The organism is Bradyrhizobium sp. USDA 4510 (assembly GCF_054059095.1).
In genome coordinates, this window is record NZ_JBSSBT010000001.1 from 6,969,034 (window position 1) to 6,995,000 (window position 25,967).

At 64.7% G+C, this 25,967-nt stretch carries 25 protein-coding genes and 1 tRNA gene (1 of these 26 running past the window's edge); 17 read left to right on the top strand and 9 right to left on the bottom strand.

Translation table 11 applies throughout. The features are described 5' to 3' along the window. Positions 1 to 134 precede the first annotated feature (134 nt). Positions 135 to 1,004 carry a hypothetical protein gene (locus ACVMDN_RS32555; RefSeq protein ID WP_076828113.1) on the bottom strand — a complete coding sequence of 290 codons (870 nt, stop codon included), beginning with the start codon at positions 1,002 to 1,004 and terminating at the stop codon, positions 135 to 137. 6 nt (positions 1,005 to 1,010) lie between these two features. Here ACVMDN_RS32555 and ACVMDN_RS32560 point away from each other — a divergent pair, with 6 nt between their 5' ends. Then, positions 1,011 to 1,613 (top strand): hypothetical protein, encoded by a 603-nt coding sequence (locus ACVMDN_RS32560; protein WP_076828115.1) that lies wholly within the window; start codon positions 1,011 to 1,013, stop codon positions 1,611 to 1,613. 132 nt (positions 1,614 to 1,745) lie between these two features. Here the strand turns inward: ACVMDN_RS32560 and ACVMDN_RS32565 are convergent. Further along, positions 1,746 to 1,822, bottom strand: a tRNA-Met gene (locus ACVMDN_RS32565). A 318-nt stretch (positions 1,823 to 2,140) separates the two neighbouring features. Here ACVMDN_RS32565 and ACVMDN_RS32570 point away from each other — a divergent pair. Then, positions 2,141 to 3,574 (top strand): coniferyl aldehyde dehydrogenase, encoded by a 1,434-nt coding sequence (locus ACVMDN_RS32570; RefSeq protein ID WP_456834695.1) that lies wholly within the window; start codon positions 2,141 to 2,143, stop codon positions 3,572 to 3,574. Between the two features lie 124 nt (positions 3,575 to 3,698). Next, entirely contained in the window at positions 3,699 to 5,306 is a 1,608-nt protein-coding gene (locus tag ACVMDN_RS32575) for a GMC family oxidoreductase (protein WP_194295356.1), read from the top strand. A 313-nt stretch (positions 5,307 to 5,619) separates the two neighbouring features. On the opposite strand, the gene ACVMDN_RS32580 is transcribed toward ACVMDN_RS32575, so the two are convergent. Next, complete coding sequence (locus ACVMDN_RS32580; protein WP_057017838.1) at positions 5,620 to 6,381, bottom strand: SDR family NAD(P)-dependent oxidoreductase; 762 nt, start codon at positions 6,379 to 6,381, stop codon at positions 5,620 to 5,622. Between the two features lie 110 nt (positions 6,382 to 6,491). Here ACVMDN_RS32580 and ACVMDN_RS32585 point away from each other — a divergent pair, with 110 nt between their 5' ends. The 3 genes from ACVMDN_RS32585 to ACVMDN_RS32595 all read left to right on the top strand — a co-directional run bounded on the left by ACVMDN_RS32585 (position 6,492) and on the right by ACVMDN_RS32595 (position 8,909). Then, positions 6,492 to 7,007 (top strand): CvpA family protein, encoded by a 516-nt coding sequence (locus ACVMDN_RS32585; protein ID WP_057017839.1) that lies wholly within the window; start codon positions 6,492 to 6,494, stop codon positions 7,005 to 7,007. Between the two features lie 133 nt (positions 7,008 to 7,140). Next, positions 7,141 to 7,923 carry an SDR family oxidoreductase gene (locus ACVMDN_RS32590; protein ID WP_057017840.1) on the top strand — a complete coding sequence of 261 codons (783 nt, stop codon included), beginning with the start codon at positions 7,141 to 7,143 and terminating at the stop codon, positions 7,921 to 7,923. Then, positions 7,920 to 8,909 carry an NADPH:quinone reductase gene (locus ACVMDN_RS32595; RefSeq protein WP_076828120.1) on the top strand — a complete coding sequence of 330 codons (990 nt, stop codon included), beginning with the start codon at positions 7,920 to 7,922 and terminating at the stop codon, positions 8,907 to 8,909. The genes ACVMDN_RS32590 and ACVMDN_RS32595 overlap by 4 nt, the downstream gene beginning before the upstream one ends. A 174-nt stretch (positions 8,910 to 9,083) precedes the next feature. On the opposite strand, the gene ACVMDN_RS32600 is transcribed toward ACVMDN_RS32595, so the two are convergent. Together ACVMDN_RS32600 and ACVMDN_RS32605 are read right to left on the bottom strand one after the other, a co-directional pair. Continuing rightward, entirely contained in the window at positions 9,084 to 10,247 is a 1,164-nt protein-coding gene (locus ACVMDN_RS32600; RefSeq protein ID WP_229193596.1) for an IS4 family transposase, read from the bottom strand. Between the two features lie 135 nt (positions 10,248 to 10,382). Beyond that, entirely contained in the window at positions 10,383 to 10,796 is a 414-nt protein-coding gene (locus tag ACVMDN_RS32605) for a DUF3775 domain-containing protein (protein ID WP_057017842.1), read from the bottom strand. Positions 10,797 to 10,915: 119 nt separating this feature from the next. On the opposite strand from ACVMDN_RS32605, the gene ACVMDN_RS32610 reads away from it, so the two are divergent. The 4 genes from ACVMDN_RS32610 to ACVMDN_RS32625 all read left to right on the top strand — a co-directional run bounded on the left by ACVMDN_RS32610 (position 10,916) and on the right by ACVMDN_RS32625 (position 14,697). Further along, on the top strand, positions 10,916 to 11,764 hold the full coding sequence (locus ACVMDN_RS32610) for an MBL fold metallo-hydrolase (RefSeq protein WP_057017843.1): 849 nt from the start codon (positions 10,916 to 10,918) through the stop codon (positions 11,762 to 11,764). Positions 11,765 to 11,904: 140 nt separating this feature from the next. After that, the gene (locus ACVMDN_RS32615; RefSeq protein WP_076827518.1) at positions 11,905 to 12,747 is read left to right on the top strand and encodes a fumarylacetoacetate hydrolase family protein; all 843 of its coding nucleotides are present in this window, start codon (positions 11,905 to 11,907) and stop codon (positions 12,745 to 12,747) included. A gap of 150 nt (positions 12,748 to 12,897) precedes the next feature. Next, positions 12,898 to 13,512 carry a glutathione S-transferase family protein gene (locus tag ACVMDN_RS32620; RefSeq protein WP_057017844.1) on the top strand — a complete coding sequence of 205 codons (615 nt, stop codon included), beginning with the start codon at positions 12,898 to 12,900 and terminating at the stop codon, positions 13,510 to 13,512. Positions 13,513 to 13,827: 315 nt separating this feature from the next. Beyond that, positions 13,828 to 14,697, top strand: coding sequence for an MBL fold metallo-hydrolase (locus ACVMDN_RS32625; RefSeq protein ID WP_076827485.1), 870 nt, complete (start codon positions 13,828 to 13,830; stop codon positions 14,695 to 14,697). 230 nt (positions 14,698 to 14,927) lie between these two features. On the opposite strand, the gene ACVMDN_RS32630 is transcribed toward ACVMDN_RS32625, so the two are convergent. Next, positions 14,928 to 15,470, bottom strand: coding sequence for a methylated-DNA--[protein]-cysteine S-methyltransferase (locus tag ACVMDN_RS32630; protein WP_057017846.1), 543 nt, complete (start codon positions 15,468 to 15,470; stop codon positions 14,928 to 14,930). 144 nt (positions 15,471 to 15,614) lie between these two features. On the opposite strand from ACVMDN_RS32630, the gene ACVMDN_RS32635 reads away from it, so the two are divergent. Then, a complete protein-coding gene (locus ACVMDN_RS32635) occupies positions 15,615 to 16,424 on the top strand; it encodes an alpha/beta fold hydrolase (protein ID WP_076827483.1) in 810 nt (269 codons plus the stop codon). A gap of 169 nt (positions 16,425 to 16,593) precedes the next feature. Here the strand turns inward: ACVMDN_RS32635 and ACVMDN_RS32640 are convergent, their stop codons facing one another. After that, positions 16,594 to 17,049 (bottom strand): carboxymuconolactone decarboxylase family protein, encoded by a 456-nt coding sequence (locus ACVMDN_RS32640; protein WP_028341912.1) that lies wholly within the window; start codon positions 17,047 to 17,049, stop codon positions 16,594 to 16,596. 110 nt (positions 17,050 to 17,159) lie between these two features. Between ACVMDN_RS32640 and ACVMDN_RS32645 the strand changes: the two genes are divergently transcribed. From ACVMDN_RS32645 to ACVMDN_RS32665, 5 genes are all read left to right on the top strand, one after another. Next, positions 17,160 to 18,026, top strand: coding sequence for a sigma-70 family RNA polymerase sigma factor (locus ACVMDN_RS32645; protein ID WP_076827482.1), 867 nt, complete (start codon positions 17,160 to 17,162; stop codon positions 18,024 to 18,026). A 64-nt stretch (positions 18,027 to 18,090) separates the two neighbouring features. Continuing rightward, the gene (locus ACVMDN_RS32650) at positions 18,091 to 19,341 is read left to right on the top strand and encodes a M20/M25/M40 family metallo-hydrolase (protein ID WP_076827480.1); all 1,251 of its coding nucleotides are present in this window, start codon (positions 18,091 to 18,093) and stop codon (positions 19,339 to 19,341) included. A 247-nt stretch (positions 19,342 to 19,588) separates the two neighbouring features. Beyond that, positions 19,589 to 20,263: a GntR family transcriptional regulator gene (locus ACVMDN_RS32655; RefSeq protein WP_141340952.1), complete on the top strand. Its 675-nt coding sequence runs from the start codon at positions 19,589 to 19,591 to the stop codon at positions 20,261 to 20,263. A 136-nt stretch (positions 20,264 to 20,399) separates the two neighbouring features. After that, the gene (locus tag ACVMDN_RS32660; protein WP_050425629.1) at positions 20,400 to 21,200 is read left to right on the top strand and encodes a phytanoyl-CoA dioxygenase family protein; all 801 of its coding nucleotides are present in this window, start codon (positions 20,400 to 20,402) and stop codon (positions 21,198 to 21,200) included. A 132-nt stretch (positions 21,201 to 21,332) separates the two neighbouring features. After that, positions 21,333 to 22,640, top strand: a complete 1,308-nt coding sequence (locus ACVMDN_RS32665; RefSeq protein WP_076827516.1) for an NAD(P)H-dependent oxidoreductase — start codon at positions 21,333 to 21,335, stop codon at positions 22,638 to 22,640. 235 nt (positions 22,641 to 22,875) lie between these two features. On the opposite strand, the gene ACVMDN_RS32670 is transcribed toward ACVMDN_RS32665, so the two are convergent. Beyond that, positions 22,876 to 23,961, bottom strand: a complete 1,086-nt coding sequence (locus ACVMDN_RS32670) for an NAD-dependent epimerase/dehydratase family protein (protein WP_076827476.1) — start codon at positions 23,959 to 23,961, stop codon at positions 22,876 to 22,878. Between the two features lie 308 nt (positions 23,962 to 24,269). On the opposite strand from ACVMDN_RS32670, the gene ACVMDN_RS32675 reads away from it, so the two are divergent. Then, the gene (locus ACVMDN_RS32675) at positions 24,270 to 25,358 is read left to right on the top strand and encodes a TRAP transporter substrate-binding protein (protein WP_076827474.1); all 1,089 of its coding nucleotides are present in this window, start codon (positions 24,270 to 24,272) and stop codon (positions 25,356 to 25,358) included. A gap of 268 nt (positions 25,359 to 25,626) precedes the next feature. Here the strand turns inward: ACVMDN_RS32675 and ACVMDN_RS32680 are convergent, their stop codons facing one another. Next, positions 25,627 to 25,967 carry the 3' portion of a hypothetical protein gene (locus tag ACVMDN_RS32680; protein WP_076827472.1) on the bottom strand. It continues 295 nt past the right edge of the window, so the window shows 341 of its 636 coding nt (coding positions 296-636); its start codon lies off the right edge, out of view — the gene reads right to left on this strand; its stop codon occupies positions 25,627 to 25,629.

Genomic DNA, 25,967 nt, shown 5'->3' on the forward strand with positions numbered 1-25,967 from the left:
GAGCGGCATCGCGGAAGCGCTGCAAGACTGGAAAAAGGCCCGCCAGGAGGCGGGCCTTTTCATCTTTGCCGGTTGAGGGATCTTGGTCGCGGAGGGCCCGCAACAGGCCCTCCACAGCCGCCTATCTCAAGCCCTTACGCATGCTGCGGCTGCGCAAGCTGACTGACCTGCATCGCCGGCGGATCGACAACCGAGGTACCGCCATGGCCGTCGCTCGAGGCCGTGAATGTGGAAGCCATGTAGTTGCCCAGCAGCGCAATGCTGGCGGTGACAGTGCCGTCCGTCACCGTGAGCGTTCCGCCCGAGGCGTTTCCGCTGAAGGTCGGCGTTTGAACGTTCGCGAAATTGATATTCGCGAAATCGATCGTGTCCGAACCGGACATCCCGGCGACAGTTCCGGTGAAGCTCGCGGAATTGTCGAGCTTCAGCGTCCCCGTGCTGCCCAGGAACGTAACGGCGGCGTTCGAAGCCCCCGTCAATTCCAGGGTGGTACCCGCTGCGATGGTGGCAGTGCTGGGGCTCTCTCCCGTTACGTTGAAAGGCTGCCAGACACCCCACGCACTGCCATCATAGGCCCGGATCCAGAGCTGGTCGGTGCCGGAACCGGCCTGATAGGTCGTCTGGGCAAGTTGTGCCGAAGTGACGTCGATCTCTGTATTCGCAGACTGGTTCACGCCGTTGACATTCCAACGCCCGTTCGTGTTGGAATCCCACAACGCATATTTCGTGATGGTATCGCCATCCGCGTCCGTCGCGCTGACCAGGCTCGAAGCCGCGAAGACCTGCCCCGAGACTGTCGTCACGTTCGAGACCGAGACTGTCGGCGCCTGGTTCGTTGCGGTGGCCGTGAAGCTCTTCCAGGCGCTCCACATGCTGCCGTCATTGGCCTTAACCCAGAGCGTATCCGATGGCGAGCCACCGGGGCCGAAGACGTAGCTCACCTGTGACAGGTTGGCCGCGCTCACATCGATCTCGGAGTTGGCGGCCTGGGCGACACCGTTCACAACCCAATGGCCGTTCCCGCCGGTGTCCCAGAAGGCGTACTGGGTGATCGTATCGCTGCCGACACCATCACAAACTATCAGGTGTGGGATTCGACGGCGGATGCGAGCAGTGGGCACTGGGTTGTCGGAGGAGTCGCCCAAGGCACCAATGCCGCCATCAATGTCACGGCAGCCCAGCTTTCGAGCACAAGCTTTCAAAGCGGCTCGGGTTCGGACGATCTCTGGGTGAGGGCTTACGACGGCTTTGCCTGGGGCGCGTGGAAGGAGTTTCACGTCACCGCGCCGGTTGACAGCGCTCCGTTAGTGACCGCGTCCGACTTCCACGCGACGGCCAATCAGAGCGTGGCCGCCTTAACCCTGTTTTCAGTCTCGGATGCCGACGGCGACAGTATCGCACAATATCAACTCTGGGATTCGACGCCGTCGGCAAGCAGCGGCCACTGGAGCATTGGCGGGAATACGCAGCCCACCGGCACCGCCATCAACGTCAGCGCGGCCCAAATTGCGAGCACGTCATTCCAGGGCGGTACCGTGCCTGACGACCTCTGGGTTCGCGCCAGCGATGGCATTAGCTGGAGTGCGTGGCACGAATTCCATTTCATCGTCTAGGGAGCGGCCCGCGTTGCGGAAACGCCGTGATCTGCACCCAATCGGTCGACGACACGAGGCCCGATTGTCCTCCCAAAGCAAAAATGGCCCGCGAAATGCGGGCCATTTTGTCGGAACCGGTTGGTCCGGACTTGGTTGCGGGGATAGGATTTGAACCTATGACCTTCAGGTTATGAGCCTGACGAGCTACCGGGCTGCTCCACCCCGCGTTAAACCGTTGCGTGCCTTGCAGAAAGGGTGCCTGAGCCGGCCGGCCAACGCTTTTCAACGGCGCCGATCGATCCGTCCGGGGGCTTCCTGAGAAGGCGACCCGGGCCGAGGCCATCGGGTGCGGGGCGTATGTATCAACGTGAGCCCGGTTTGGAAAGCCCCGGATGCGGGTTTTTGAGGATTTTGTGACGTCGAAATCGCCGGCTTATCCCGGCAGGATTTGCTGCCGGGAACCGGGCCTTGCCAGACCGCGCGCAAAAGCGGAGCTTGGCGCGCAACAAATCAGTCAAGAATGCGTCATCCGAGGGGGAAATGCCATGGACCGGCCATTGAAGAGCCCGGGGCTGCATGCGCTTGAGGAGGCCTTTCATCGCCAGTTCGAGCTGTCGCGCAGCGAGCCGGCGCCGACATTGCAGGCACGGCTCGACCGGCTGCGCCGCCTGCGCGCCGCGCTGACCGAGAATGAGACGCGATTCGAGGCGGCGATCTCGGCCGATTTCGGCCACCGCTCTACCGTCGAGACCGCGATCGCCGAGACCATGCTGGTGCTCGGCGAGATCAGGCACGCGGCCAGGCACCTCAAGGGCTGGATGGCGCCGCGGAAGGTCCCGACCACGGCGCAGTTCGCGCCGGCCAAGAACCGGCTGATGCCGCAGCCGCTCGGCGTGGTCGGCATCATCGCGCCGTGGAATTATCCGCTGCAGCTGACCCTGGCGCCCGCGGTCGCCGCGATCGCGGCCGGCAACCGCGCCATCATCAAGCCGAGCGAGCTGGTGCCGCGCTTTGCCGGGTTGCTGATGGAGACGATCGCAAAAAAATTCGATGTCACCGAGCTCGCGGTCACCGATATCGACGACGAAATCGCAAAGGCGTTTGCCGCGCTGCCGTTCGATCATCTGATCTTCACCGGTTCGACGCGGGTCGGCCGGCTGGTGGCCGAAGCCTGTGGCCGCAATCTGACGCCGGTGACGCTCGAGCTCGGCGGCAAGTCGCCCGTGATCGTCGACGGCTCCGCCGACATCGATGAAGCCGCGCAGCGCATCGCCTATGGCAAGCTGCTGAATGCCGGCCAGACCTGCATCGCGCCCGATTACGTGCTGGTACCGCAGGCCGCGGTGCAGCCCTTCGCGATGCGGTTGCAGGGCCACATGCAGCACATGTTCGGTACCGATCCCGATAACACTGATTACACGTCGATCGTCTCGGATCGGCACTATGCACGGCTCGAGGGGCTGGTCGCCGACGCCGCCGCGAAGGGCGCGACCATCATGCAGCCGGCAACGCCGAACGACCGCGAGTGGAAGGCGGGGCGCAAATTTCCGCCGACCGTGATCGTCGGCGCGACGCCGGACATGACGGTGATGCAGGAAGAGATCTTCGGGCCGCTGTTGCCGGTCATCGGCGTGCGCGATGCGACGGAAGCGATCGCCTTCGTCAACAGCCGCGATCGCCCGCTGGCGCTGTACTGGTTCGGCACCGAGAGCGCCGCCCGCGATGCGGTGCTGGCGCGCACGGTGTCCGGCGGCGTCACCGTCAATGACTGCCTGTTCCACTTCGCGCAGGCCTATCAACCGATGGGCGGCGTCGGCGCCTCCGGCACCGGCGCCTATCACGGCGAGTGGGGGTTCAAGACGCTGACCAAGTTCAAGCCGGTGTTCTACCGCTCGCGCTTCAACCGGCTTGCCGATCTCTATCCGCCCTATGGCGCGAAGGTCGCGCGGCTGGAGAAGCTGATGCGGATGTTGTCGTAGAAGTGCTGTCGTTCCGGGGCGCGAAGCGAACCACAGATGCGCAATTGCGCATCGGGGAACCTCGAGATTCCGGGTTCGATGCTAACGCATCGCCCCGGAATGACAAATAAGGAATGGGGGAAACGTGACTGACACATTCGATTTCGTGGTGGTGGGCGCGGGCTCCGGCGGCTGCGCGGTGGCGGGGCGGCTGTCGGAGGATCCGGCGACGTCGGTGGCGCTTCTCGATGCCGGCGGCACCAATGACAATTGGGTCGTCACCACGCCGGGCGCCCTGGTGCTGATGGTCGCGGGCACCGTCAACAACTGGGCCTTCAACACCGTGCCGCAGAAAGGCCTCAACGGCCGCATCGGCTATCAGCCGCGCGGCAAGGGGCTCGGCGGCTCCTCGGCGATCAACGCCATGGTCTACATTCGCGGCCATCGCGCCGATTACGACCACTGGGCCGCGCTCGGCAATACCGGCTGGGCGTTCGCCGACGTGCTGCCCTATTTCAAGCGCTCGGAAGACAATTCCGATTTCGACGGCGAGTATCACGGCAAGGGCGGCCCGCTCGCCGTCAACAAGCTGCGCTCCGGCAATCCGATCCAGCAGACCTTCCTGCAGGCGGCGCAAGAGGCGCAATTCCGCATCCGCGAGGATTTCAATGCCGACGACCATGAGGGCCTCGGCATCTACCAGGTAACGCAACGCAACGGCGAGCGCTGGAGCGCGGCACGCGCTTATGTGCATCCGCACATCGGCAGGCGTCCCAACCTTCGCGTCGAGACCAATGCGCACGCGACGCGCATCCTGTTCGAGGGTAAGCGCGCGGTCGGCGTCGAATACCGGCAGGGCAAGGAGCTGAAGCAAATCCACGCGCGGCGCGAAGTCCTGCTTGCCGCCGGCGCGTTCCAGTCGCCGCAGCTGTTGATGCTGTCGGGCGTCGGCGATGCCGCAGCGCTCGGCAAGCACGGCCTCGCCAGCGTGCATCATCTGCCCGGCGTCGGCCAAAACCTGCAGGACCATCCCGATTTCATCTTCGGCTACATGTCCGACAATCCGAACTTCGCCGGCATCTCGCTGAAGGGCATGCCGCGGCTCGTCCGCGCCATCATGCAATATCGGCGCGAGCGCCGCGGCCCCCTCACCTCGAACTTCGCCGAATGCGGCGGCTTCCTGAAGACGCGGCCCGATCTCGACATCCCCGACATCCAGCTGCATTTCGGCATGGCGATGGTCGACGACCACGGCCGCAAGCGCCACGGCGGCACCGGCTTCTCCTGCCATGTCTGCCTGCTGCGGCCGAAGAGCCGCGGCAGCGTCGCGCTGGCCGGCAGCGACCCGATGCAGGCGCCGCTGATCGACCCCAACTTCCTCGGCGAGGAGGCCGATCTCGAATCGATGGTCGCGGGCTACAAGACCACACGGCGGCTGATGGAGGCGCCGGCGCTGCGCGCCCTGCAGCAGAAGGATGTGTTCACGTCCAACGTCCGCACCGACGACGACATCCGCAGCATCCTGCGCGAGCGCGTCGACACCGTCTATCACCCGGTCGGCACCTGCAAGATGGGCACCGGCGATCCGCTCGCGGTGGTCGATCCGAAGCTGCGCGTGCACGGCCTCGAAGGCCTGCGCGTAGTCGACGCCTCGATCATGCCGACCCTGATAGGCGGCAACACCAATGCACCGACCATCATGATCGGCGAGAAGGCGGCCGACATGATCAGGGCGGAGATACGGGCGGGGTGACCAAATGCGTAGGGTGGGCACGGCGCAAGAGCGCCTTTGTCCCCCTATGAGGCTGCCGTCGCGGGGCCGCATGGCCAAAAATATCGAAAACAACCCCATGCAAAGGAGCCGCGGGCTGCCGGCTTCGACACGGCGACTTGACTCGTCGGGCAAATCAGCGGCATTCTTCTATTATCCAGAAACCGCGCCCGACTGCCTCGGGCCGTGCTCGTGACCTGATGCGTTGCAATCGTAGCCCGGATGAAGCGAAGCGTAATCCGGGACCTTCACGCATGCTCCCCGGATTTTGCTGCGCTTCATCCGGGCTACAAAGCTAGTTCAGCAAGAACCCGCCATCCACCGTCACCACCGTCCCGGTCATGTAGCGCGAGGCGTTCGAGGCCAGCAGCATGATCGCGCCGTCGAGATCGGACTCGGCACCGACCCGGCGCTGCGGGATGCGCTTGGCGAGCCGCTCGCCTGCCGGCGTCGACCAGAAATCATGGTTCATCTCGGTATCGATATAGCCCGGCGCCAGCGCGTTGACCCGGATGTTGTTGCCGGCGAGCTCCAGCGCCATTGCCTTGGTGCCCTGGATCATGCCGGCCTTGGAGATCGCATAGGGCGACACCGCCTTGAGCACGCCCTGTCCGAGCACGGACGCGACGTTGATGATATTGCCCGGCTGCTTGCGCGCCATCATGCGCCGCGCAAGTTCGGTCGCGAGGAAGTAGGCGCCCTTCAGATTAGCGCTGATCACGGCGTCCCAATCCGCCTCGGTCTGCTCGGTCGACAGCTTCTCGATCGCGATGCCGGCATTGTTGATCAGGACCGTGACCGGACCGAGCGCGGCTTCCGCGGCGTCGAGCGCTTGCGCGATGCCGGAAATATCCGCGACGTCCATCTGCACCGCGGCAGCGCGGCCGCCCTTAGCCTTGATCTCCTCCTCGAGGCTTTTCAGCTTCGCGGTCTGGCGCGCGGCCAGCACCACCGCGGCGCCATGTGCCGCCAGCACGCGGGCGAACTGCCGCCCGAGCCCCTGCGAGGCGCCGGTGATGAGGATGATTTCTTTACTGACATCGAATAGGTCGGACATCGACAGGTTCCCGGATTGAAGCGGACGAGTGATAGCGACAATTGTCCCTGATGTAAGCAGGCTTGATCAACCAGGGGACAGTAGGAGATTGGGGCAGGAATTCCTCATCCATGAATCTCTTCGACCTTGCCGTCATCCTCGGATCGGTGTTCGCAGTGGTGACCGGCTTCACGACCGGCCTGTTGCGCAGCGCGGTCACTATCCTGGCCTATCTCGTCGCCATGCCGCTTGCAGTCGCCGCGTTGGCGATGATCGGGCCCCACATCGCGACGCTGCCGTCGTCGCCGTTTCCGCCCAATGGCGTGCTGCTGTTCGGCCTCTTTCTCCTGATTGGCGTCATCCTCGGAAAGATGGCGCGGACGATGCTCGACGACACCATCGGCTCGGAGATCGGGATCGGCGACCGCCTCGGCGGCGCGCTGCTCGGCGCCATCAGGGTCGGCCTCGTCGTGACCACGCTGGTGCTGGTGTTCGATCAGCTGGTGCCGCTCGCCAGACAGCCGCAATTCCTCAACGGATCGCAATTGCGGCCGTTGTTCTCCGCGGCCGGACAGGCCGGATTCCGCTCGCTGCCGCCCGAGGCCACCATGGCGATCGAGCGGCTGCGGCGCGAGCAACGCATCTAGGGCGCCGGCCCACCGCACTGTTCCTGCCCGGCATGCACTTATGCATTGCACGTCCCTTATCGGCGCCGCCGAGCTTCGCTAGACTGGTGCAATCAAACCTTTACAAACCGACCGACATCACAGGGAGTGAACCGTGGATCTTGGAATCAAAGGCCGCCGTGCCATCGTCTGCGCATCGAGCAAGGGACTGGGCCGCGCCTGCGCGATCGCGCTCGCCAATGAGGGGGTGCACGTTACCCTGACGGCGCGCGGCGCCGAGGCGCTGAAGCAGACCGCCGACGAAATCCGCAAGGCGCACCCCGGCGTCACCGTCACCGAGATCGTCGGCGACATCACGACGGCGGCGGGACGCGAAGCCGTGCTCAAGGCCTGCCCCGAGCCCGACATCCTGATCAACAATGCCGGCGGCCCGCCGCCGGGCGATTTCCGCAACTGGACCCGCGACGACTGGATCAAGGCGATCGACGCCAACATGCTGACGCCGATCGAGCTGATCAAGGCGACCGTCGACGGCATGATGGCGCGCAAGTTCGGCCGCATCGTCAACATCACCTCGGCGGCGGTGAAGGCGCCGATCGAGATCCTCGGCCTGTCCAACGGCGCCCGCGCCGGCCTCACCGGCTTCGTCGCCGGCCTGTCGCGCAAGACCGTGATCAACAACGTCACCATCAACGGCCTGCTGCCGGGCCCGTTCGAGACCGACCGCCTGCGCGGCACCGCGAAGCCCGAGGCCGAGAAGCGCGGCATCTCGGCCGAGCAGGTCCTGGCCGAGCGTGCCAAGCTGAACCCCGCCGGCCGCTTCGGCGATCCCGACGAATTCGGCTATGCCTGCGCATTCCTGTGCGGCGCCAAGGCCGGCTTCATCACCGGGCAAAACCTGTTGCTCGACGGCGGTGCCTTCCCAGGCACATTGTGAGAGCTGTTTGGTACGAACGGACCGGCGCGGCGCCGACGGTGCTTACCGTCGGCGAGATGCCGACGCCCGAGGCTGGTCCCGGTGAAGTCCGGGTTCGCCTCGAGGCGTCCGGCGTCAACCCGGCCGATGTCGGCCGCCGCAGCGGCAACTATCGCGCGATGGAATTCCCGCGCGTGATCCCGAACAGCGACGGCGCCGGAATCATCGACCAGGTCGGCGAAGGCGTCACCCGCTTTGCGGTCGGTGATCGCGTCTGGCTGTTCAACGGCCAGCGCAACGGCCGCGCCTTCGGCACCGCGGCCGAATACATCACGCTGGCCGACTATCTGGTAACGCCGCTGCCGCAGGACGTGTCGTTCGCGGCAGGTGCTACGCTCGGCATCCCCTGCATGACCGCGTGGTGCGCGCTGTTTGCGGACGGCCCGATCTCGGGGCAGACGGTGCTGGTTACCGGCGGCGCCGGCGCGGTCGGCCACTACGCCGTGCAATTGGCAAAATGGGGCGGCGCGCGCGTAATTGCGACCGTCAGTTCGCAGGTCAAGGACGTCGAGGCACGGCTCGCCGGCGCGGACACCGTCGTCAACTACCGGACCGAAGATGTCGTCTCCAAGGTGATGGCCTTCACCGAGAACCGCGGTGTCGACCGCGTGATCGACGTCGATTTCGGCGGCAATCTCGCGACCACGCTGAAGATCATGGCCATGAACTCGACGATCGCGGTCTACGCCACCAACGGCAACCGCACCCCCACGCTGCCGGTGCGCGAATTAATGGAGAAATGCATCACCGTGCGCTCGCTGGTGCTGTTCGCGCTGCCGCCGCCGCTGCTCGCGGCCGCGCAGGCCGACATCACCAAATGGCTGGCGTCGGGCACCCGCGTGCACAATATCGCCGGGCAATTCGCGCTCGCCGAGACCGCCGACGCCCATCTCGCCGTCGAGAAGGGCGACAAGATCGGCACCGTGATCGTCGACTGCGCACGTTAGCACGGTTTCTCCTTCCTGCTCCCTCTCCCCGTTCTTACGGGGAGAGGGTTGGGGTGAGGGGCTGTCACCGCAAAGACGGTGAAGGCAAAGATTGCGGAGGCCCCCCTCACCCGGAATTCAAGCTACGCTTGAATTCCGACCTCTCCCCGCAAGCGCAGGGGTGTCCGGGGAAATTCAGGCATAGCGGAGCTCCATCTGGTCAGGTGAGATGGTTGATTTCCGACGGCTGGGGTTGATGGGCGGAGGTTTGTCGATGGCAGCGAGGGATCGACGCGTGAGCAGGAGCTGGCCGACGAGTTCGGCGAACCTGAGCGGGAGCATTTTGATGCAGTTGGTGTGAGCGGCGATGCGCAGCAGCAGGTAGGCAATCATCGCAGCGAGCACCTGAAGGCGGATCGCGTTGTCGTTGGCGCCGAGGAACTTGCGAATATCGAGATGCTGCTTGATCCAGCGGAACAGCAGCTCGATTTGCCATCGGCTCTTGTAGAGGGCGGCGATCTCGACGGCGCTACGGGCAAGGTCGTTGGTCAGGAGTGTGATCTTGCCGCCTTTCTCGCGTCTGATCTTGATGCGGCGGAGCGGGATTGGAAGGCGCGAATCGCCCTTGCTGGTGAGCTTCACCTCGTCATCGGCAAGGATTTCGAAGCCATCCCCGTTACGCTTGCGGATGGCGCGATGCCTGAGCGAGCGAAGACGGATGCTCGTCTTCGCCCGGGTAACGAACAAAGCCTTGCTATCATTGATCTTCTGCCACCAGTCGAAACGGCAATAGCCCTTGTCAAACACATAGGTGGTGGCGGGCTGGATTGGGGTCTGTCGGCCGATCTCGATGTCATTGACGTTCGCGGCCGTCATCTCGACGCAGGTCGGGACATCGCTCCTTGGGTCGTAGACGACATGCAGCTTCATGCCGCGGATGCGGCCGTTCCACGTCGCCCAACTGCAGACCTTGCCGAGCGGGATCGGACTGGCGTCGATCAGACGCACCATCTCCATGCCTTCACTCCGCAGCTGGCGACGCGCCATCGCCGACAGCGCCGCAAAGGTTTGCGCGAAAATGCCGATCGGACGGCGGGCATTGGCATCGGACAACGTCGAGCGCGACAGCTTGCCGGTTCCCAAGTGATAGTGATGCTGCGAATTGGCGTTGAAGCCAGTCACCACCCCGCGCAGACTGCTGTTGCCGCTAAGCTGGGCATAGATCAGCGCCACCAGATGATCCCAGCTCCTGAACGACTTGTCGTAGGCATCCCCGTCCAGACGATCCACAACCGTCTGAAACTGCCGTCGATTGATCGGTTCAAGCAGCCTTCCAAAAATGCTACCGCGATATCGCATGCTCGGCCCTCTGTGTCTCGACAACCAGAAAAGACCGATTTGCCTCGGTCCTGCCGAGCATGCACCGCGACACAGTGAATCATTCCCCGGACACCCCTGCCGCAAGCGGGGCGAGGTAAGCAAGGAGCCGCATCCTTAGTGGATCGGCGTGATGCGTTCGTCGCTCGGCCCCAGGCCAAACTCGTCGAGTCCTTCAGCCAGGAGATCGCCGAGCATCGGCTCGCCCAACAGATAGTTGGCGACATGGCCGGTGCGTCCGCGCGCCGCCTCGCGGCGCAGATCGGCCCATTCCTCGATCGTGCCGTCGCCGCGGCCGAGCCGCATCAGGGCGACGAGGTCGACCTGCTCGTCCTCGCTGAGCGCGTTGATGAAGCCGGTGATCTCGCGCGCCACCGGATCGGTGCCGTCATCCTCCAGCACATCGATCATGTCGTCGTCGGCGCCGTTCGAGCCGGAGTCGGGATCGACGAGCCCCTCCTTGACGTCGAATTCCCGCGCCTTCTCGATCAAGAAGCCGACCTTTTCAGGGGAGATTGCGAGTTCCGGCATTGCACACTCCTTCGTCCAACGAGGCGGTAACGCAGGAGGCGCCGACTTGATCCATTGCGTCGGCGTGCGGAAACCCGCATGGTCCGGCAAGAGCAACAAAAAAATAGAGGACACGCCGCATGCACTGGACCGTAGGCAAGGTCAGGATCACGAAAGTCGTCGAGCTCGAGACGGTCGGCAGCACCCGCTTCATCCTGCCGCTGGCCGGCCGGGAAGAGATCCAGAGCCTGCCCTGGCTGATCCCGCATTTCGCCAACGAGGACGGCCGGCTGAAGATGTCGATCCATTCGCTGCTGGTGGAAACGCCGGAGCACCGCATCATCGTCGACACCGGGCTCGGCAACGACAAGCAGGGCCGCAACGTGCCGACCTGGAACAACCGCAGCGATCCGTTCCTGGAAAAACTGACCACAGCCGGATTTGCCCCAGACAGCATCGACACCGTGCTGTGCACGCATCTGCATGTCGACCATGTCGGCTGGAACACCAAGCTCGTCGGCGGCAAATGGGTCCCGACCTTCGCCAAGGCGCGCTACGTGTTCGGCAAGACCGAATACGAGCACTGGCGCGACCATAGCGACGATCCCGCGCATGCCGCCGTGTTCGCCGATTCCGTGAAGCCGATCGCGGATGCCGGCAAGGCCGAACTGGTGCCGAGCGATCACCGGCTGACCGAGGAGATCACGCTGATCCCGACGCCGGGACACAGCCCCGGCCATATGAGCATCCACATCAGGTCCGGCGGCGAGGAAGGCCTCTTGACCGGCGATGTCGCGCATCATCCCTGCCAGATGTACCACCTCGACTGGTCGTCGACCGCGGACTCCGACCAGCAGCAATCGGCCGCGACGCGGCGCGAATTGTTCTCGCGCTTTGCCGATACGTCGACGCTGGTGATCGGCGGGCATTTCAATGCCGGCCACATCAAGCGCGACGGCGACGCGTTCAGGTTTATCGCGCTGGGCTGATTGGACCGAAATGGCCTTGAAATAAGGCTTGGCAGCAATGCAGCGCGCTCAGGGCGGTTGAATTTCCCGGCGCGCTGTTCCATGAAGCGTGTCGAGGTATACCAGTAACAATCCTCAGGACATCGTAGGGAGTGATCAACATGAAGCTTGTTCGTTATGGCGAAAAGGGTGCGGAAAAGCCCGGTCTGATCGACAAATCCGGCCAGCTCCGCGACCTCTCGGCCCATCTGAAGGACCTGACCGGCGATGCCTACACGCCGGAATCGCTGAAGAAGCTTGCTGCCCTCGATCCCGCCTCCCTGCCCGCCGTCGCCGGCAAGCCGCGCTTCGGCGCCCCCGTCACCGGCATCTCCAAATTCGTCGCGATCGGCCTGAATTATTCCGACCACGCCAAGGAAACCGGCAACCCGATCCCGTCCGAGCCGATCTTCTTCCTGAAGGCCAACACCGCGCTGTCCGGTCCCAACGATCCGGTCGAGAAGCCGCGCGGTTCGACCAAGCTCGACTGGGAAGTCGAGATCGCCGCCATCATCGGCACCCGCGCCAAATATGTCTCGGAGGCCGACGCGCTGAACCACGTCGCCGGCTACTGCATCTGCAACGACGTCTCCGAGCGCAACTTCCAGATCGAGCGCCTCGGACAGTGGACCAAGGGCAAGTCGCACGACACGTTCGGCCCGGTCGGCCCGTGGCTCGTCACCAAGGATGAAATCGCCGACGTGCAGAAGCTGTCGATGTGGCTCGACGTCAACGGCCAGCGCCGCCAGACCGGCACGACCTCGACCATGATCTTCACGATGGCGAAGTGCATCTCCTACGTCTCGCAGTTCATGACGCTGCTGCCCGGCGACATCGTCACGACCGGCACCCCGCCCGGCGTCGGCACCGGCATGAAACCGCCGCAATATCTCAACGTCGGCGACGTCGTGACGCTCGGCATCGAAGGCCTCGGCGAGCAGCGCCAGGAAATCGTTGGGGCGTAGTTTTCGGGGATACAGCGCAATCTCTCCCCTCGTCGTCCCGGCTCCCTTGCGCACTAGGCCGGGACGACATCGAGTATGTTGCGTCATCGAGAGTCATACATTCACGGTCTCTCAGGATGACGACTGTGTGTTCGTAAAGAGGTCATCTCCATGAAACTCACCTTCTCTCCCGCCTCCCCGTTCGCCCGCAAGGTGCGCATCGCGGCGATCGAGCTTGGCCTGATCGACAAGATCGAGCTGGTGCCGGCGACCGTCGCGCCCGGCACGGCCAACGACGAATACTCCAAGATCTCGCCGCTGAAGAAACTGCCGGTGCTGATCCTCGACCATGGCGACGTCATCCTCGATTCCTACGTCATCGTCGAATATCTCAACGAGCTCGGCGGCGGCCGGCTGATCCCGGGCTACGGCCCGCGACGCTGGAAGCTGAAGACCGATCACTCCCTGCTCAACGGCATGCTCGATTCCATGCTGCTGTGCCGCTACGAGAAAATGGTGCGGCCGCAGGGCTCGCTGTGGCAGGCCTGGCACGACGATCACTGGAACAGGGCCTGGGCCGGCATGGCGCGGTTCGAGAACCGGCCGGATGTTCTCGATGGCGCGTCGTTCGACATCGCGCAGATCGGCCTCGTCTGCGTGCTCGGCTATGCCGATTTCCGCTTCGCCGATTGCGGCTGGCGCAAGGCCTATCCCAAGCTCGATGCCTTCTACCAGAAAATGCTGGAGCGGCCGTCGGTGAAGATCTCGGCGCCGCCGGCGGCGTAACCACGGCAACAGCGGGGAGCATGTGACGCGCGAATGCCTCCCCGCCTCTCACCTCCCGGCGCAGGTCTTGTGCATCGCCGGCCGGGCTCAACCACGACCGGACAATATCTCGCCGTCATTGTCGCGATCTCTACCTTGTGATGATGGCGGCGGCAGCCCGGTACGGCGAGCCCAAGGAAGGCCTTGCGGCAATGGATATCCTTGCCAACATCATCATTCCCGCCGTGCGCGACGCGCACTAGGGACTTTTTTCGCGTTTTCTTCGCGCGAACCGGACTCCACTTCGCTCGAAAACGCCAACGCCAAGGAAGCACCATGAGCCTGAAGTTTGCCGCCGGCGATCTCACCATTCATCGCATCGTCGAGCAGGAGACGACGTTCCTGCCCGCGCACGACATGCTGCCCGGACTGACGCCGGACGTGCTCGCCGAGAACCGCGGCTGGATGAGAACGGCGGGTGCGCTCGACGACAGCGACACCTTGATCCTGGCGTTCCAGTCCTATGTCGTGAAGACGCCGCACCACACCATCCTGATCGACAGCTGCATCGGCAACGACAAGCCGCGGCCGGCGCGGCCGAAATGGAACATGAAGACCGACGACAACTATCTGCGCAGTCTGGCGTCAGCCGGCTTTTCGGTCGCTGACATCGACTATGTGATGTGCACGCATCTGCATGTCGATCACGTCGGCTGGAACACGCGGCTGGAGAACGGCCGCTGGGTGCCGACCTTTCCAAACGCGCGCTACGTGTTCGACAAGGCCGAGTTCGACTACTGGACCGAGAGCAACGCGAAGGCGGAGGTCCCGCCTTTCGTGGACAGCGTGCTGCCGGTGGTCGAGGCCAAGCGGGCCGAGCTCGTCGGCCATGACTTTGCGATCGGCGACCATGCTCGCATCCTGCCGACGCCCGGCCACACGCCGGGCCACGTCGCCTTCGCCTTCGGCCGCGGCAAGGACGCTGCGGTCTTTTCGGGCGATCTGATGCACTCGCCGATCCAGACGCATTATCCGGAGCTGTCGGCGAAGTTCGATGTCGACCAGGCGCAAGCCGCGAAGACGCGGCGCGGCTTCCTGGAGCGTTATTGCGACACCGACACGCTGTGCTGCCCCGCGCATTTCCCCTCGCCGTCGATTGGCAAGATCAGGCGGAAGGGCAGCGGGTTTGTGTGCGAAACGGTGTGACGTGAGCCAAACTCGCGATAGTCGCACCCTGCCACCCTCCCCTGGAGGGGTCGAGACGAGCGTAGCTCGCTCTCTGGGTGGCTCACATCAGGCGCAGCGCAATGTGAGACGGGGTGGGGTGATCTCTCAACGCGGGCAGCGCCCGTTACGAGAGACCTTCACCCCACCTCGGTTCGCATTTCATGCGAACCGATCCTCCCCTCCAGGGGAGGATAAGAAGAGCGTGCACCTCAATCAAACAAGCTCGGCGTGTGGTTCACGATCGCGCCTTCGATCTGCAGCATCTTCAGCTTGGTGACGACGCCGCCATTGGCCGAGAAGCCGCCCGGCTTGTTGCCCGCCGCCAGCACGCGGTGGCAAGGCACCACGATCGGGCACGGGTTGCGGCCGAGCGCCTGGCCGACATCGCGTGACAGCTCGACCCCGCCGAGCTGCTTGGCGATATCGCCATAGGTTACGGTCTTGCCCGGCGGGATCTTCCGCGCGATGTCGTAGACGCCGCGGTTGAATTCCGGCACGCCGTCGAGATCGAGCACAATGTCGGCAAGGTCGTTCGGCTTGCCGGCGAGCAGCTCGATCATGCCGTCGATCGCGTGCTGCACCTCGGCCGGCGGCGCCGCCTCGGTGACCTCGCCGTTGCGCTGGAAGATCCGCTTGCGGGTCTTCTCCTCGGTGCCCATCGGCAGCTGCACCCCGGTGACGCCGTGCTCGCCCCAGACGACGCCACAGGCGCCGATCATGGTCTCGAAGATTGCAAAATGCTGGCCGGTCATGGCTCGCTCCAGATGTTCCCTTCAGCTCTCGCGTGAGCCTGCTGTTGATCCGGAATCTAGGCTTGGAGAATGTTGCTATCCACCCGAATTCCGTGGGAACTTCGGCCAAATCAACAACATCTCCTGCCTCTCCGCGAGCCCAAAATGCACAGCCTCCACGTCAACGGTTTCGACATGCCCTATCTCGATGTCGGAGAGGGCCCGCCGCTGATCTGCGTGCACGGCTCGCTGTGCGACTTCCGGATCTGGTCGGCGGTGCTCGGCCCGCTGACGCGGCGGCACCGCGTGATCGCGGTCAGCCTGCGGCATTTCTTCCCGGCGCATTGGGACGGCATCGGCGACACCTATTCGATCGCGCAGCACGTCGACGATATGATCGGTTTCATCGAGGCCTTCGACACCGGACCGGTCGACCTGATGGGGCATTCCCGCGGCGGCCATATCTGCTTCCGTGCCGCGCAGCGCCGGCCCGACCTGTTGCGCAAGCTGATCCTCGCCGAGCCGGGCGGCGAGCTCGACGAGACCCTCGATCCAGATTTCAAGCCGGGCCCCTCGCCGCTGGCAGCACGCTTCGCGGCATGCGCGGCGGAAATCGCCAAGGGCGATATCGACGGCGGCTTGCAGATCTTCATGGACGCGCTCGAAGGCCCCGGCGCGTGGAAGCGGATTCCGGCAACCTCCAAGCAGCTGCTGCGCGACAATGCGACCACGCTGATCGGCCAGACCCGCGACCAGCGCCCGCCATTTTCGAAGGCGGACGCGGAAGCGATCAAGACACCGACGCTGTTCATCGGCGGCGCCAACACCAAGGGCATGCTGCCGAAGGTGCTGCACGCGCTCGCCGCCAATGTGAAGGGTTCGCGCACCGAGATGATCCCGGGCACTACCCATCCGATGTTCGAACAGGCCCCGCAGCGCTACTGCGAGATCGTGCTGGAGTTTCTCTCCGCGTAAGCGATGCCCCCTCTCCCCTTGTGGGAGAGGGTGGCGCGATGGCGCGCAGCAGCATCGTGCCGGGTGAGGGGTTCTCTCCGCGGAGGCAGACCCCTCACCCGCCACCGATGCGACGCATCGGTGGCGGCCTCTCCCACAAGGGGAGAGGCGAAGTAAGAAAGCTACTCTCTCACACCTTCCAGGCGCCGACCGGCTGGCGCACCGCGACGTTGAGCCGGTTCCAGACGTTGATCGCCGCGATACCCAGCACCAGGGACGCGAGCTGCTGCTCGTCGAAGTGCTTGGCCGCCTCGTCCCACACCGCGTCCGTCACCGGATCCTCGCGGTCGCTGAGCCGGGTCACCGCTTCGGTCAGCGCCAGCGCGGCGCGCTCGGCCTCGGTGAAATACGGCGCGTCGCGCCAGGCACCGACCGCGAACAGCCGCTCGTCGGTCTCGCCGGCACGCCGGGCGAGCTTCGGGTGCATGTCGACGCAGACGCTGCAGCCATTGATCTGGCTGGCGCGCAGATGCACCAGTTCCAGCAGCTTTTCCGGCAATGCCGGCTTGGTGCTCTCGCTCAGCGCCTGCAACGCCTTCATGGCCTCGGGAACAACCATCACCGGATGGTTCATGCGGGCTTTCATCATGTCATTCTCCTGATTTGTCCTTTGACGCCGCTGCGCCGATCTGTTGTCACATCGGCGCAGTTTCGTTCGTCATGGCCATGACGGAGCGGACTAAGGGAATGTGACCGATGGACGAGAAAAATTCTCTCACCGAACAGTTCGAGGCCAACCGGCCGCGCTTGCGCGCCGTGGCCTACCGCATGCTGGGCTCGACCGCCGAGGTCGACGATGCCGTGCAGGAAACCTGGCTGCGGCTCGGCCGCACCGACGCTGCTGCGGTCGACAATCTCGGGGGATGGCTGACCACGGTGATCGCGCGCATCTGTCTCGACATGCTGCGCTCGCGCAAATCGCGCCGCGAGGAGCCGATCGGCCCACAAGTGCCGGAGCCGATCGCGGACAATCCGTCCGAGCGCGAGACCGAGATGGCCGATTCCGTCGGCGCCGCGCTGCTCGTGGTGCTGGAAACGCTGGCGCCGGCCGAGCGGCTGGCTTTCGTGCTGCACGATATGTTCGCGGTGCCGTTCGAGGAGATCGCGCCGATCGTCGGCCGCACGCCGGCCGCCGCGCGGCAGCTCGCCAGCCGTGCCAGGCGTCGCGTGCAGGGTGCGCCACCCGCACCGGATGCCGATCTCATCCGGCAGCGCAGCATCGTCGAGGCCTTTCTTGCCGCATCCCGCAACGGCGATTTCGAAGGGCTGCTGGCCGTGCTGGCGCCCGACGTCGTGGTGCGCGCCGATCAGGCTGCGCAGCGGCTCGGCTCGCTGCCGGTGATCCGCGGCGCCGCAGCGGTGGCCGAAAGCTTCAAGGGACGCGCGCAGGCGGCGAGGCCCGCGCTGGTCGACGGCGGGATCGGCGTTGCCGTCATCTTCGGCGGCGCGCTGCGCATCGTGCTGCGGGTCACGATCTCAGGCGACCGGATCGCGGCGATCGATGCGACCGCCGACGCCTCGGAGATCGAGACCTTCGATGTCGAGGTGCTCGAGCGCAGCTGACACAGCTGGAGGCAGCCAAGTCGCAATGCTAGTGTCTCCCTGCATCTGCGCAGGGAGGACAATCATGAAACTGTCCATCAAATTGCTCGCGTCGGCCGGCCTGCTCGCCCTTGCCTCCTCCTCCGCCCTTGCCGCCGCAGACGAGAAGCTGCGTGCGGCCGCCGAGCAGGCCCAGCCGGCCGTGATCGAGAGCCTGCACGACATGGTGCTGATCGAATCGGGCTCCAGCGATGTCGAAGACCTGAAGAAGATGGCCGACTACACCGAGGCACGGCTGAAGGCGCTCGGCGCCAAGACCGAGCGGCGCAAGACCACGAAGGGCGCCGGCGCCGACATGGTGATCGGCAGCTTTGAGGGCACCGGCACGAAGAAGCTGATGCTGATCGCGCATATGGACACGGTGTACGAGCACGGCATCCTCGACACCCAGCCTTACAAGATCGACGGCACCAGGATCTATGGACCCGGCATTGCCGACGACAAGGGCGGCATCGCCGTCATCCTGCATGCGCTCAAGATCCTGAACGATGCGGGCTGGCGCGATTACGCCAAGCTCACGGTGTCGTTCAATCCGGATGAGGAGGTCGGCTCGATCGGCTCCGGCGAGATCATCGCAGAGCTCGCCGACCAGCACGACGTGGTGCTGTCCTGCGAGCCGACGGTGGCGCCGCCGGTCGCGAAAAATGAAAGCCTGCTGCTCGGCGCCAGCGGCACCGCCACCGGCACGATCGATGTGAAAGGCAAGGCCTCGCATGCCGGCGCGGCGCCGCAGCTCGGCCGCAACGCGCTGATCGAGCTCGCGCATCAATTGCTGCAGACCCAGGACATCGCGAAATCGATTCCGGGCACGCAGCTGAACTGGACCACCGCGAAGGCCGGCACTGTGCGCAACCAGATCCCCGATCATGCCACCGCCGGCGCCGACATCCGCCTCACCATTCCCGACGGCGTGCAAAAGCTGCAGGCCGCGCTCGACGAGAAGGTGAAGAACAGACTGATCGCGGACACCGAGGTGACCGTGAAGGTCGTCGCGGGCCGTCCGCCGTTCGTCGCCGATGATCGCGGCCGCGCGCTCGCCAGGCAGGGACAGGCGATCTACACCGAGCTCGGGCGCACGCTCGACATCGCGGAAATGACCGGCGGCGCGACCGACGCCGGCTACGCCGCGCGCAGCGGCAAGGCGGTCGTGGTCGAAAGCTTCGGCCTCGCCGGCTGGGGCTATCACGCCCGCGACGAATACATCGACACCAATTCGATCGTGCCGCGGCTCTATCTGATGACGCGAATACTGATGGAGCTGAGCAAGGCGAAGTAGCGTTTCCGAAAAACTCGTCATGCCCGGGCTTGTCCCGGGCATCCGCGTCTCTGGTCCCACATAAAAAAAGACGCGGACGGCCGGCCATCACGACGTTGGGACGGCTGTCGCAGCGCGGCCCGGTCAAAAACCGGCCCATTCTCAATCGCTTAGCGTGGTCGCAAACCGGAGCCTTGACCGCTCCCCCAACTCACAGTAACCTCATTCTCGAACACAGAATTCCGTATTCCAAAGCTGGACGGTCGGTATGATCCCGTTGGACCCGCTTCCAAACCTCATCGACCAGGTTTACGGGCGATTGCTCGAAGCGATCATCGACCGCACGCTGCTGCCTGGCCAGCGCATCACCCAGAACGAACTTGCCGATCGGCTCGGCGTCTCGCGCCAGCCGATTTCGCACGCCCTGCATCTGTTGCATCGCCAGGGCCTTGTCGCGGAGAGCGGCAAACGCGGCTTCGAGGTGACGCAGCTCGATCCGCAGCGCATCCGCGAACTCTATGAAGTCCGCGGCGCCATCGATGCGCTGGCGGCACGGCTTGCCGCTACGCGTGTAAAGGAAGATGCCGCGGCACGCGCGCAACTCGAAGCCGCGCTCGAAGCCGGACGCGCGATCGACGACGGCACGCCGCTGGCGCGCCTGATCGCACTCGACGTCGATTTCCACAGCGCGATCTATCGCCTCGCCGGCAATTCCGCGATCGAGGAGATGATCGCGCCGCAATGGCCGCATATGCGCCGCTCGATGGCGACCGTGCTCGCCGAGCTCGATTACCGCGGCAGCGCCTGGATCGAGCACGAGACCATCGCCGCGCATGTTTTTTCCGGCAATGCCGCAGCGGCAGAAGCCGCGGCGCTGGCGCATGCGCAGACGGCAGGACGGATGACCGAGGAGAAGCTGAGGGCAATCGACGTGGCGGCGTGACGTTCACGCCGTCGTTCCGGGGCAGTGCGGAGCACCGAACCACAGATGCGCAATTGCGCATCGGGGAACCTCGAGATTCCGGGTTCGATGCTCACGCATCGCCCCGGAATGACAATAACAACAGGAGGAAAGCACCATGAAACTGACCCAAGAGCAGGTCGAATTTTTCCATCGCGAAGGCTGGCTGTTCCTGCCCGAGCTGTTCAGCCAGGAAGAGGTCGACTTCCTCGCGCGCGAAGCAGTCTCGATCTATGACGCCAACCGCCCCGAGGTGTGGCGCGAGAAGAGCGGCGCGCCGCGCACGGCCTTCGCCGCGCATCTCTACAATGAGGCGTTCGGCACCCTCGGCGCGCATCCGCGCATGATCGACCCCATCGAGCAGCTGTTCGGTGAGAAGGTCTACATGCATCAGTTCAAGATCAACGCGAAAGCGGCCTTCACCGGCGACGTCTGGCAGTGGCACCAGGACTATGGCACCTGGAAGCGCGATGACGGCATGCCGGAGCCGCGCGCGATGAACATCGCGATCTTCCTCGACGAGGTGATGCCGATCAACGGCCCCTTGATGCTGGTGCCGCAGAGCCAGACCGCGGGCGATCTGAAAGCCTCGCACGATCTCGAAACCACATCCTATCCGCTGTGGACGCTGGACGAGGAAACCGTGACCCGCCTCGTGAAGCAGGGCGGCATCGTCGCGCCGACCGGCAAGCCCGGCGGCATGCTGATGTTCCACGGCAATCTGGTGCACGGATCGAGCGGCAACATCACTCCCTACCCGCGCAAGATCGTCTACCTGACGCTGAACGCGGTCTCGAATTACATCCGCACCCCGACGCGGCCCGACTACATCGCGCACCGCGACTTCACGCCGATCCAGACCGTCGCCGACGACGCGCTGCTGCGGCTCGCTCGTGCACCGCGGCAGGCGGCGGAGTAAAGTCTTCGACCGTCATTCCGGGGCGGTGCGTTAGCGTCGAACCGCAGATGCGCAGTTGCGCATCGGGGAATCTCGAGGTTCCGGGTTCGCGTTTCACGCGCCCCGGAACGACCCTTTTGTTTGGAAAGCATCATGAACCTGCATCACCTCCTCAAAACCCGCGCCGCCGCCGGCAAGCCGGTGCGCGTCGTCCTGATCGGCGCCGGAAAATTCGGCTCGATGTTCCTGTCGCAGGTGCCGCACACGCCGGGGCTTGAGGTGCCCGTGATCGTCGATCTCGACCGTGACCGGGCCCGCGAGGCGTGCCGCACGGTCGGCTGGGACGACGCGCGGATCAGCGCCACCACCTTCACCGACGACGGCGCGCGTGCGATCGCCGGCGGCGCATTCGATGTCGTGGTGGAAGCGACCGGCAATCCCGCCGTCGGCATCCGCCATGCCCGCGCGGCGATTGCCGCCGGCAAGCATGTCGTGATGGTCAATGTCGAGGCCGATGTGCTGGCGGGGCCGCTGCTCGCCGAGGAGGCACGGAAGGCCGGCGTGGTCTATTCGCTGGCCTATGGCGACCAGCCGGCGCTGACAGCCGAGATGGTCGACTGGGCCCGCGCGACAGGCTTCCGCGTCGTCGCCGCCGGCAAGGGCACAAAGTACCTGCCGGCCTATCACGACGTCACGCCGGACGGTGTGTGGCAGCATTACGGGCTCACCGCCGGCGAGGCGCAATCCGCCGGCATGAATCCGCAGATGTTCAACTCCTTCCTCGACGGCACCAAATCCGCGATCGAGATGGCGGCGATCGCCAACGCCTGCACCCTCGACGTGCCGTCGGAGGGATTGCTGTTTCCGCCCTGCGGCGTCGACGACCTGCCGCATGTGATGCGGCCGCGCGACAAGGGCGGCGTGCTGGAGAAATCCGGCATCGTCGAAGTGGTGTCGTCGCTGGAGCGCGACGGCCGTCCGGTGTTCCGCGATCTGCGCTGGGGCGTCTATGTGGTGCTGGAGGCGCCCAACGATTATGCCGCCGATTGCTTCAAGCAGTACGGCCTCAAGACCGACGCCTCCGGCCGCTATGCGGCGATGTACAAGCCGTATCATCTGATCGGACTCGAGCTGAACATCTCCGTGCTGTCGGCAGCGCTGCGCAACGAGCCGACCGGGCAGCCGCGCGGCTTCCGCGGCGACGTCGCAGCGGTGGCCAAGCGCAATCTGCGCGCCGGCGAGACGCTCGACGGCGAAGGCGGCTACACCGTGTGGGGCAAGCTGATGCCGGCCGCCGCCAGCCTCGCCGCCGGCGCATTGCCGATCGGGCTTGCCCATCGGGTGAAGCTGAAGAGCGACGTCGCCCATGGCGCTGTCGTGCGCTGGAGCGATGTCGAGGTCGACGAGAGCAACGATACGATCAAGACGCGCAAGGCGATGGAGCAGGCGTTTTCGCGGTAACGTCTTCGGTCGCTCCGCTCGCCGAAAGAGCGAGTGTGCCCTTCACCTCTCCCCGCTCTTTGCGGGGAGAGGTCGGATCGCCCCGGCGATGCGAAGCATCGTCCGGTGTGATCCGGGTGAGGGGCGAGGCAAACTGCTCAACAAGCGGCGAAGTGCTCGCCGGATGGATGCCCCTCACCCCAACCCTCTCCCCGTAAGAACGGGGAGAGGGAGAAGATGGAGCGCGGCTCAATGACTACGGCAGCAGCCGGCTCGCCTTCGCCAGCCTGAACCACTTCCGGAACATGGCTTCCGTATCCATCATCTCGGTGAAGCCGGCCTGGTTGATCTTCACCGTCGAGACGATCGACGGCGGACCAGCTTCAGTCTGTCCGTAGCGCATGCTGTAATCGGCATATTGGAAGGACAGGCCGACGAACTCCTCCAGCCCGGGCGCGATCAGATCGTGCGTCCTGCGCAATTCGTCCCACGGCGCGATCCATTTCGGATACTCCTGCGCCAGCGACAGCGGCACGTGCCGGCCCGGCGTCATCTCGAGCGCGTCCGAGACCGCCGGCCAGATATTTTGCCAGGTGAAGACGTCGCCATTGGTGACGTTGAACGCTTCATTGCGCGCAGCCTCGGCGTCACCCGACCAGGCGATCGCGCGTGCCAGCAGATCGACATCGACCGCTTGCGCGACGCGCGGCGCGCCGCCCGGATAATCCAGCGGCCTGCCCTGCGCGCGCAGCACCGCCGCGTAGACGCCGAGCGGCGGGATCAGGTCCATCGCGCCGCCCATGGCTTCGCCGATGATCAGGACCGGGCGCAAGATGCTCCAGTGCCAGCTCTTGCCCCGCTGCAGCTCGCGCAGGAAATTCTCCTGCGCCCAATAGAAATTCGGCTGCTCGTACATCTCCGAACGGCCCTCGCGTGCCGGCACCGTGAGCGGCCGGACATGCACGCCATAGGCCTTGGTGCCCTGCAGCAGCGCGACATGCTTGAGATCGGGCGCGACGGGTTCGAGCACGCCCATCAAATTGCGCAGCATCCGGTCGTTGGTTTCGATCTGGCCGGCATCGCGCCAGCCATCAACCAGGCTGGGCGCCTCATAGAGCGCGGCGTAGATCAGGTGCGTTGCGCCGCCGAGCTCCGCCGCGGCGCGACGGCAATCCTCCGCGCTGGTGAGATCGATTCGCACATGCCGCGCGCCATAGAGATCGCGTGGCAAGCGGCGCGACAGCGCAATGCGCTCGCAATCGTCGGATGCGCCGAAGTGTCGCAAGGCGGCGTTGCCCACGAGGCCGGTTGCGCCGGTAACCACGATCTTCTTGTTGGCCATGTCCTTGAACTCCCATCAACCCACCCGCCCTGCGTAGCAGATCGCGGCAGGGCCGGCAGCCATCGCGGCGGGTATCGGATGAGACCGACAGCGCCGATTGCCCTTCGCACCTGCAACGAAGGCAGGCGCTTGATTTCCTCCGGCAAACGATCATCCTGACCGGCGGAACCGGAAACTCGGATTTCCACAACAAGAGCCCGTCGAGGGCCACCGGACACATTCATCACAGAACGTCGATCGATCGGCGAAGAAAGACGGCACCAAGATCGTTCCCCTTGTCGAGGCATCGGCACACAGGAGGGATACGCATGAAACGTCGTGAATTCTTGAAGGCAGGCGGCGTCGGGCTGGCTGCGACGGCGGTCGCCGCGCCCGCGGTCGCGCAATCGATGCCGGAGGTCAGGTGGCGGCTCGCGGCGAGCTGGCCGAAGGCGCTCGATACGCTCTATGGCGGGTGTGAATTCTTCTGCAAGCGCGTCGCCGAGATCACCGACAACCGCTTCCAGATCCAGCCGTTCGCCGCCGGCGAGATCGTCCCCGGCCTGCAGGTGCTGGACGCCGTCTCCAACGGCACGGTCGAGATGGGCAACACCGCGCTGTATTATTACTGGGGCAAGAATCCCGCCTTCACCTTCGGCACGTCGCTGCCGTTCGGCCTCAACACGCGCCAGCACATTTCCTGGCTGCAATGGGGCGGCGGCACCGACCTGCTCAACAATCTGCTCGCAGAATTCAACTGCATCGGCATTCCGACCGGCTCGACCGGCGCCCAGATGGGCGGCTGGTTCAGGAAGGAGATCAAGTCGATGGCGGATTTCCAGGGCTTGAAATTCCGGGTCGGCGGCTTCGCCGGCACCATCATCGCCAAGGTCGGCGGGGTGCCGCAGCAGATCGCCGGCGGCGACATCTATCCGGCGCTGGAAAAAGGCACCATCGACGCCGCTGAATGGGTCGGGCCGTATGACGACGAGAAGCTCGGCTTCGTCAAGGTCGCGAAGTTCTACTACTACCCCGGCTGGTGGGAAGGTACCGGCCAGGGCCACAATGTGATGAACAAGGACAAGTGGAACGCGCTGCCGAAGCACTATCAGGCCGCGATCCAGGCCGCCTCCGAGGACACCTTCACCTGGGTGACCGGCAAATATGATGCGGTCAACCCGCCGGCGCTGAAGCGCCTGATCGTGGCCGGCGCGCAGTTGCGGCCATTCCCGCAGGAGGTGCTGGAAGCCTGCTACAACGCGGCCAACGAGATCTACGCGGATCTTTCCAAGAGCAATCCGCATTTCGGCAGGATGCATGCGAGCCTGGCCGCTTATCGCAACGAATCGCTGGCCTGGATGCAGGTCGCCGAGCTCTCGTTCGACAGCTTCATGATGCGGATGCGCACGCGCACCTGAACCGGACGATGGCTTTACACTGCCGTCATTGCGAGGAGCGATAGCGACGAAGCAATCCATTTCTCCGCTTGCGATGAGATGGATTGCTTCGCGGAGCCTGTCATCGGGCGCGCGTTCGCGCGACCCGTTGGCTCGCAATGACGGGGCTGGAGCAGCGCTTATTATTTCGGTCATCTTGAGCCGGGCGCGTTCCGAGACAATAAAAAAGGCCCCGGAGAATGTCTCCGGGGCTCTCTTCCTGATTCGATTCCTGATTCGATGCGACGCATTAATTGTCGTCGCTGCCGCCGAACTCTTCCATCAGCTTGTCGTAGCTCTTGGTCACGAGATCGATGTTGCCCTTGTTCTCGACCGCAGGCGGCGGCGACTTCAGGGCGTCGTTGAGGTCGGCGAGCGCGTCCTTCTTGTCCTTGGCCGACATCTTCTTGTCGGCCTGGACCTGGGCGATCTGCGCCTTCAGCACGGCCTCGGGACCGACATATTTCTTGGTCTGCGGATCGAAGCCGCCGAGCACCAGCGAGATATTGTCGACGACGTTGTTGTACTCGTCATAGCTGGCGAAGCCGTTCTTCTTGGCGATGCCCTCGAGCTGGCCGACGATCTTCGGAT

Excerpts from the sequence above, each read along its gene's own strand:
- ACVMDN_RS32560 (WP_076828115.1), top strand. The coding sequence starts at position 1,011 with ATGGCCGTTCCCGCCGGTGTCCCAGAAGGCGTACTGGGTGATCGTATC.
- ACVMDN_RS32570 (WP_456834695.1), top strand. The coding sequence starts at position 2,141 with ATGGACCGGCCATTGAAGAGCCCGGGGCTGCATGCGCTTGAGGAGGCC.
- ACVMDN_RS32580 (WP_057017838.1), bottom strand. The coding sequence starts at position 6,381 with ATGTCCGACCTATTCGATGTCAGTAAAGAAATCATCCTCATCACCGGC.
- ACVMDN_RS32585 (WP_057017839.1), top strand. The coding sequence starts at position 6,492 with ATGAATCTCTTCGACCTTGCCGTCATCCTCGGATCGGTGTTCGCAGTG.
- ACVMDN_RS32600 (WP_229193596.1), bottom strand. The coding sequence starts at position 10,247 with ATGCGATATCGCGGTAGCATTTTTGGAAGGCTGCTTGAACCGATCAAT.
- ACVMDN_RS32605 (WP_057017842.1), bottom strand. The coding sequence starts at position 10,796 with ATGCCGGAACTCGCAATCTCCCCTGAAAAGGTCGGCTTCTTGATCGAG.
- ACVMDN_RS32610 (WP_057017843.1), top strand. The coding sequence starts at position 10,916 with ATGCACTGGACCGTAGGCAAGGTCAGGATCACGAAAGTCGTCGAGCTC.
- ACVMDN_RS32615 (WP_076827518.1), top strand. The coding sequence starts at position 11,905 with ATGAAGCTTGTTCGTTATGGCGAAAAGGGTGCGGAAAAGCCCGGTCTG.
- ACVMDN_RS32620 (WP_057017844.1), top strand. The coding sequence starts at position 12,898 with ATGAAACTCACCTTCTCTCCCGCCTCCCCGTTCGCCCGCAAGGTGCGC.
- ACVMDN_RS32625 (WP_076827485.1), top strand. The coding sequence starts at position 13,828 with ATGAGCCTGAAGTTTGCCGCCGGCGATCTCACCATTCATCGCATCGTC.
- ACVMDN_RS32630 (WP_057017846.1), bottom strand. The coding sequence starts at position 15,470 with ATGACCGGCCAGCATTTTGCAATCTTCGAGACCATGATCGGCGCCTGT.
- ACVMDN_RS32635 (WP_076827483.1), top strand. The coding sequence starts at position 15,615 with ATGCACAGCCTCCACGTCAACGGTTTCGACATGCCCTATCTCGATGTC.
- ACVMDN_RS32640 (WP_028341912.1), bottom strand. The coding sequence starts at position 17,049 with ATGAAAGCCCGCATGAACCATCCGGTGATGGTTGTTCCCGAGGCCATG.
- ACVMDN_RS32645 (WP_076827482.1), top strand. The coding sequence starts at position 17,160 with ATGGACGAGAAAAATTCTCTCACCGAACAGTTCGAGGCCAACCGGCCG.
- ACVMDN_RS32650 (WP_076827480.1), top strand. The coding sequence starts at position 18,091 with ATGAAACTGTCCATCAAATTGCTCGCGTCGGCCGGCCTGCTCGCCCTT.
- ACVMDN_RS32655 (WP_141340952.1), top strand. The coding sequence starts at position 19,589 with ATGATCCCGTTGGACCCGCTTCCAAACCTCATCGACCAGGTTTACGGG.
- ACVMDN_RS32660 (WP_050425629.1), top strand. The coding sequence starts at position 20,400 with ATGAAACTGACCCAAGAGCAGGTCGAATTTTTCCATCGCGAAGGCTGG.
- ACVMDN_RS32665 (WP_076827516.1), top strand. The coding sequence starts at position 21,333 with ATGAACCTGCATCACCTCCTCAAAACCCGCGCCGCCGCCGGCAAGCCG.
- ACVMDN_RS32670 (WP_076827476.1), bottom strand. The coding sequence starts at position 23,961 with ATGGCCAACAAGAAGATCGTGGTTACCGGCGCAACCGGCCTCGTGGGC.
- ACVMDN_RS32675 (WP_076827474.1), top strand. The coding sequence starts at position 24,270 with ATGAAACGTCGTGAATTCTTGAAGGCAGGCGGCGTCGGGCTGGCTGCG.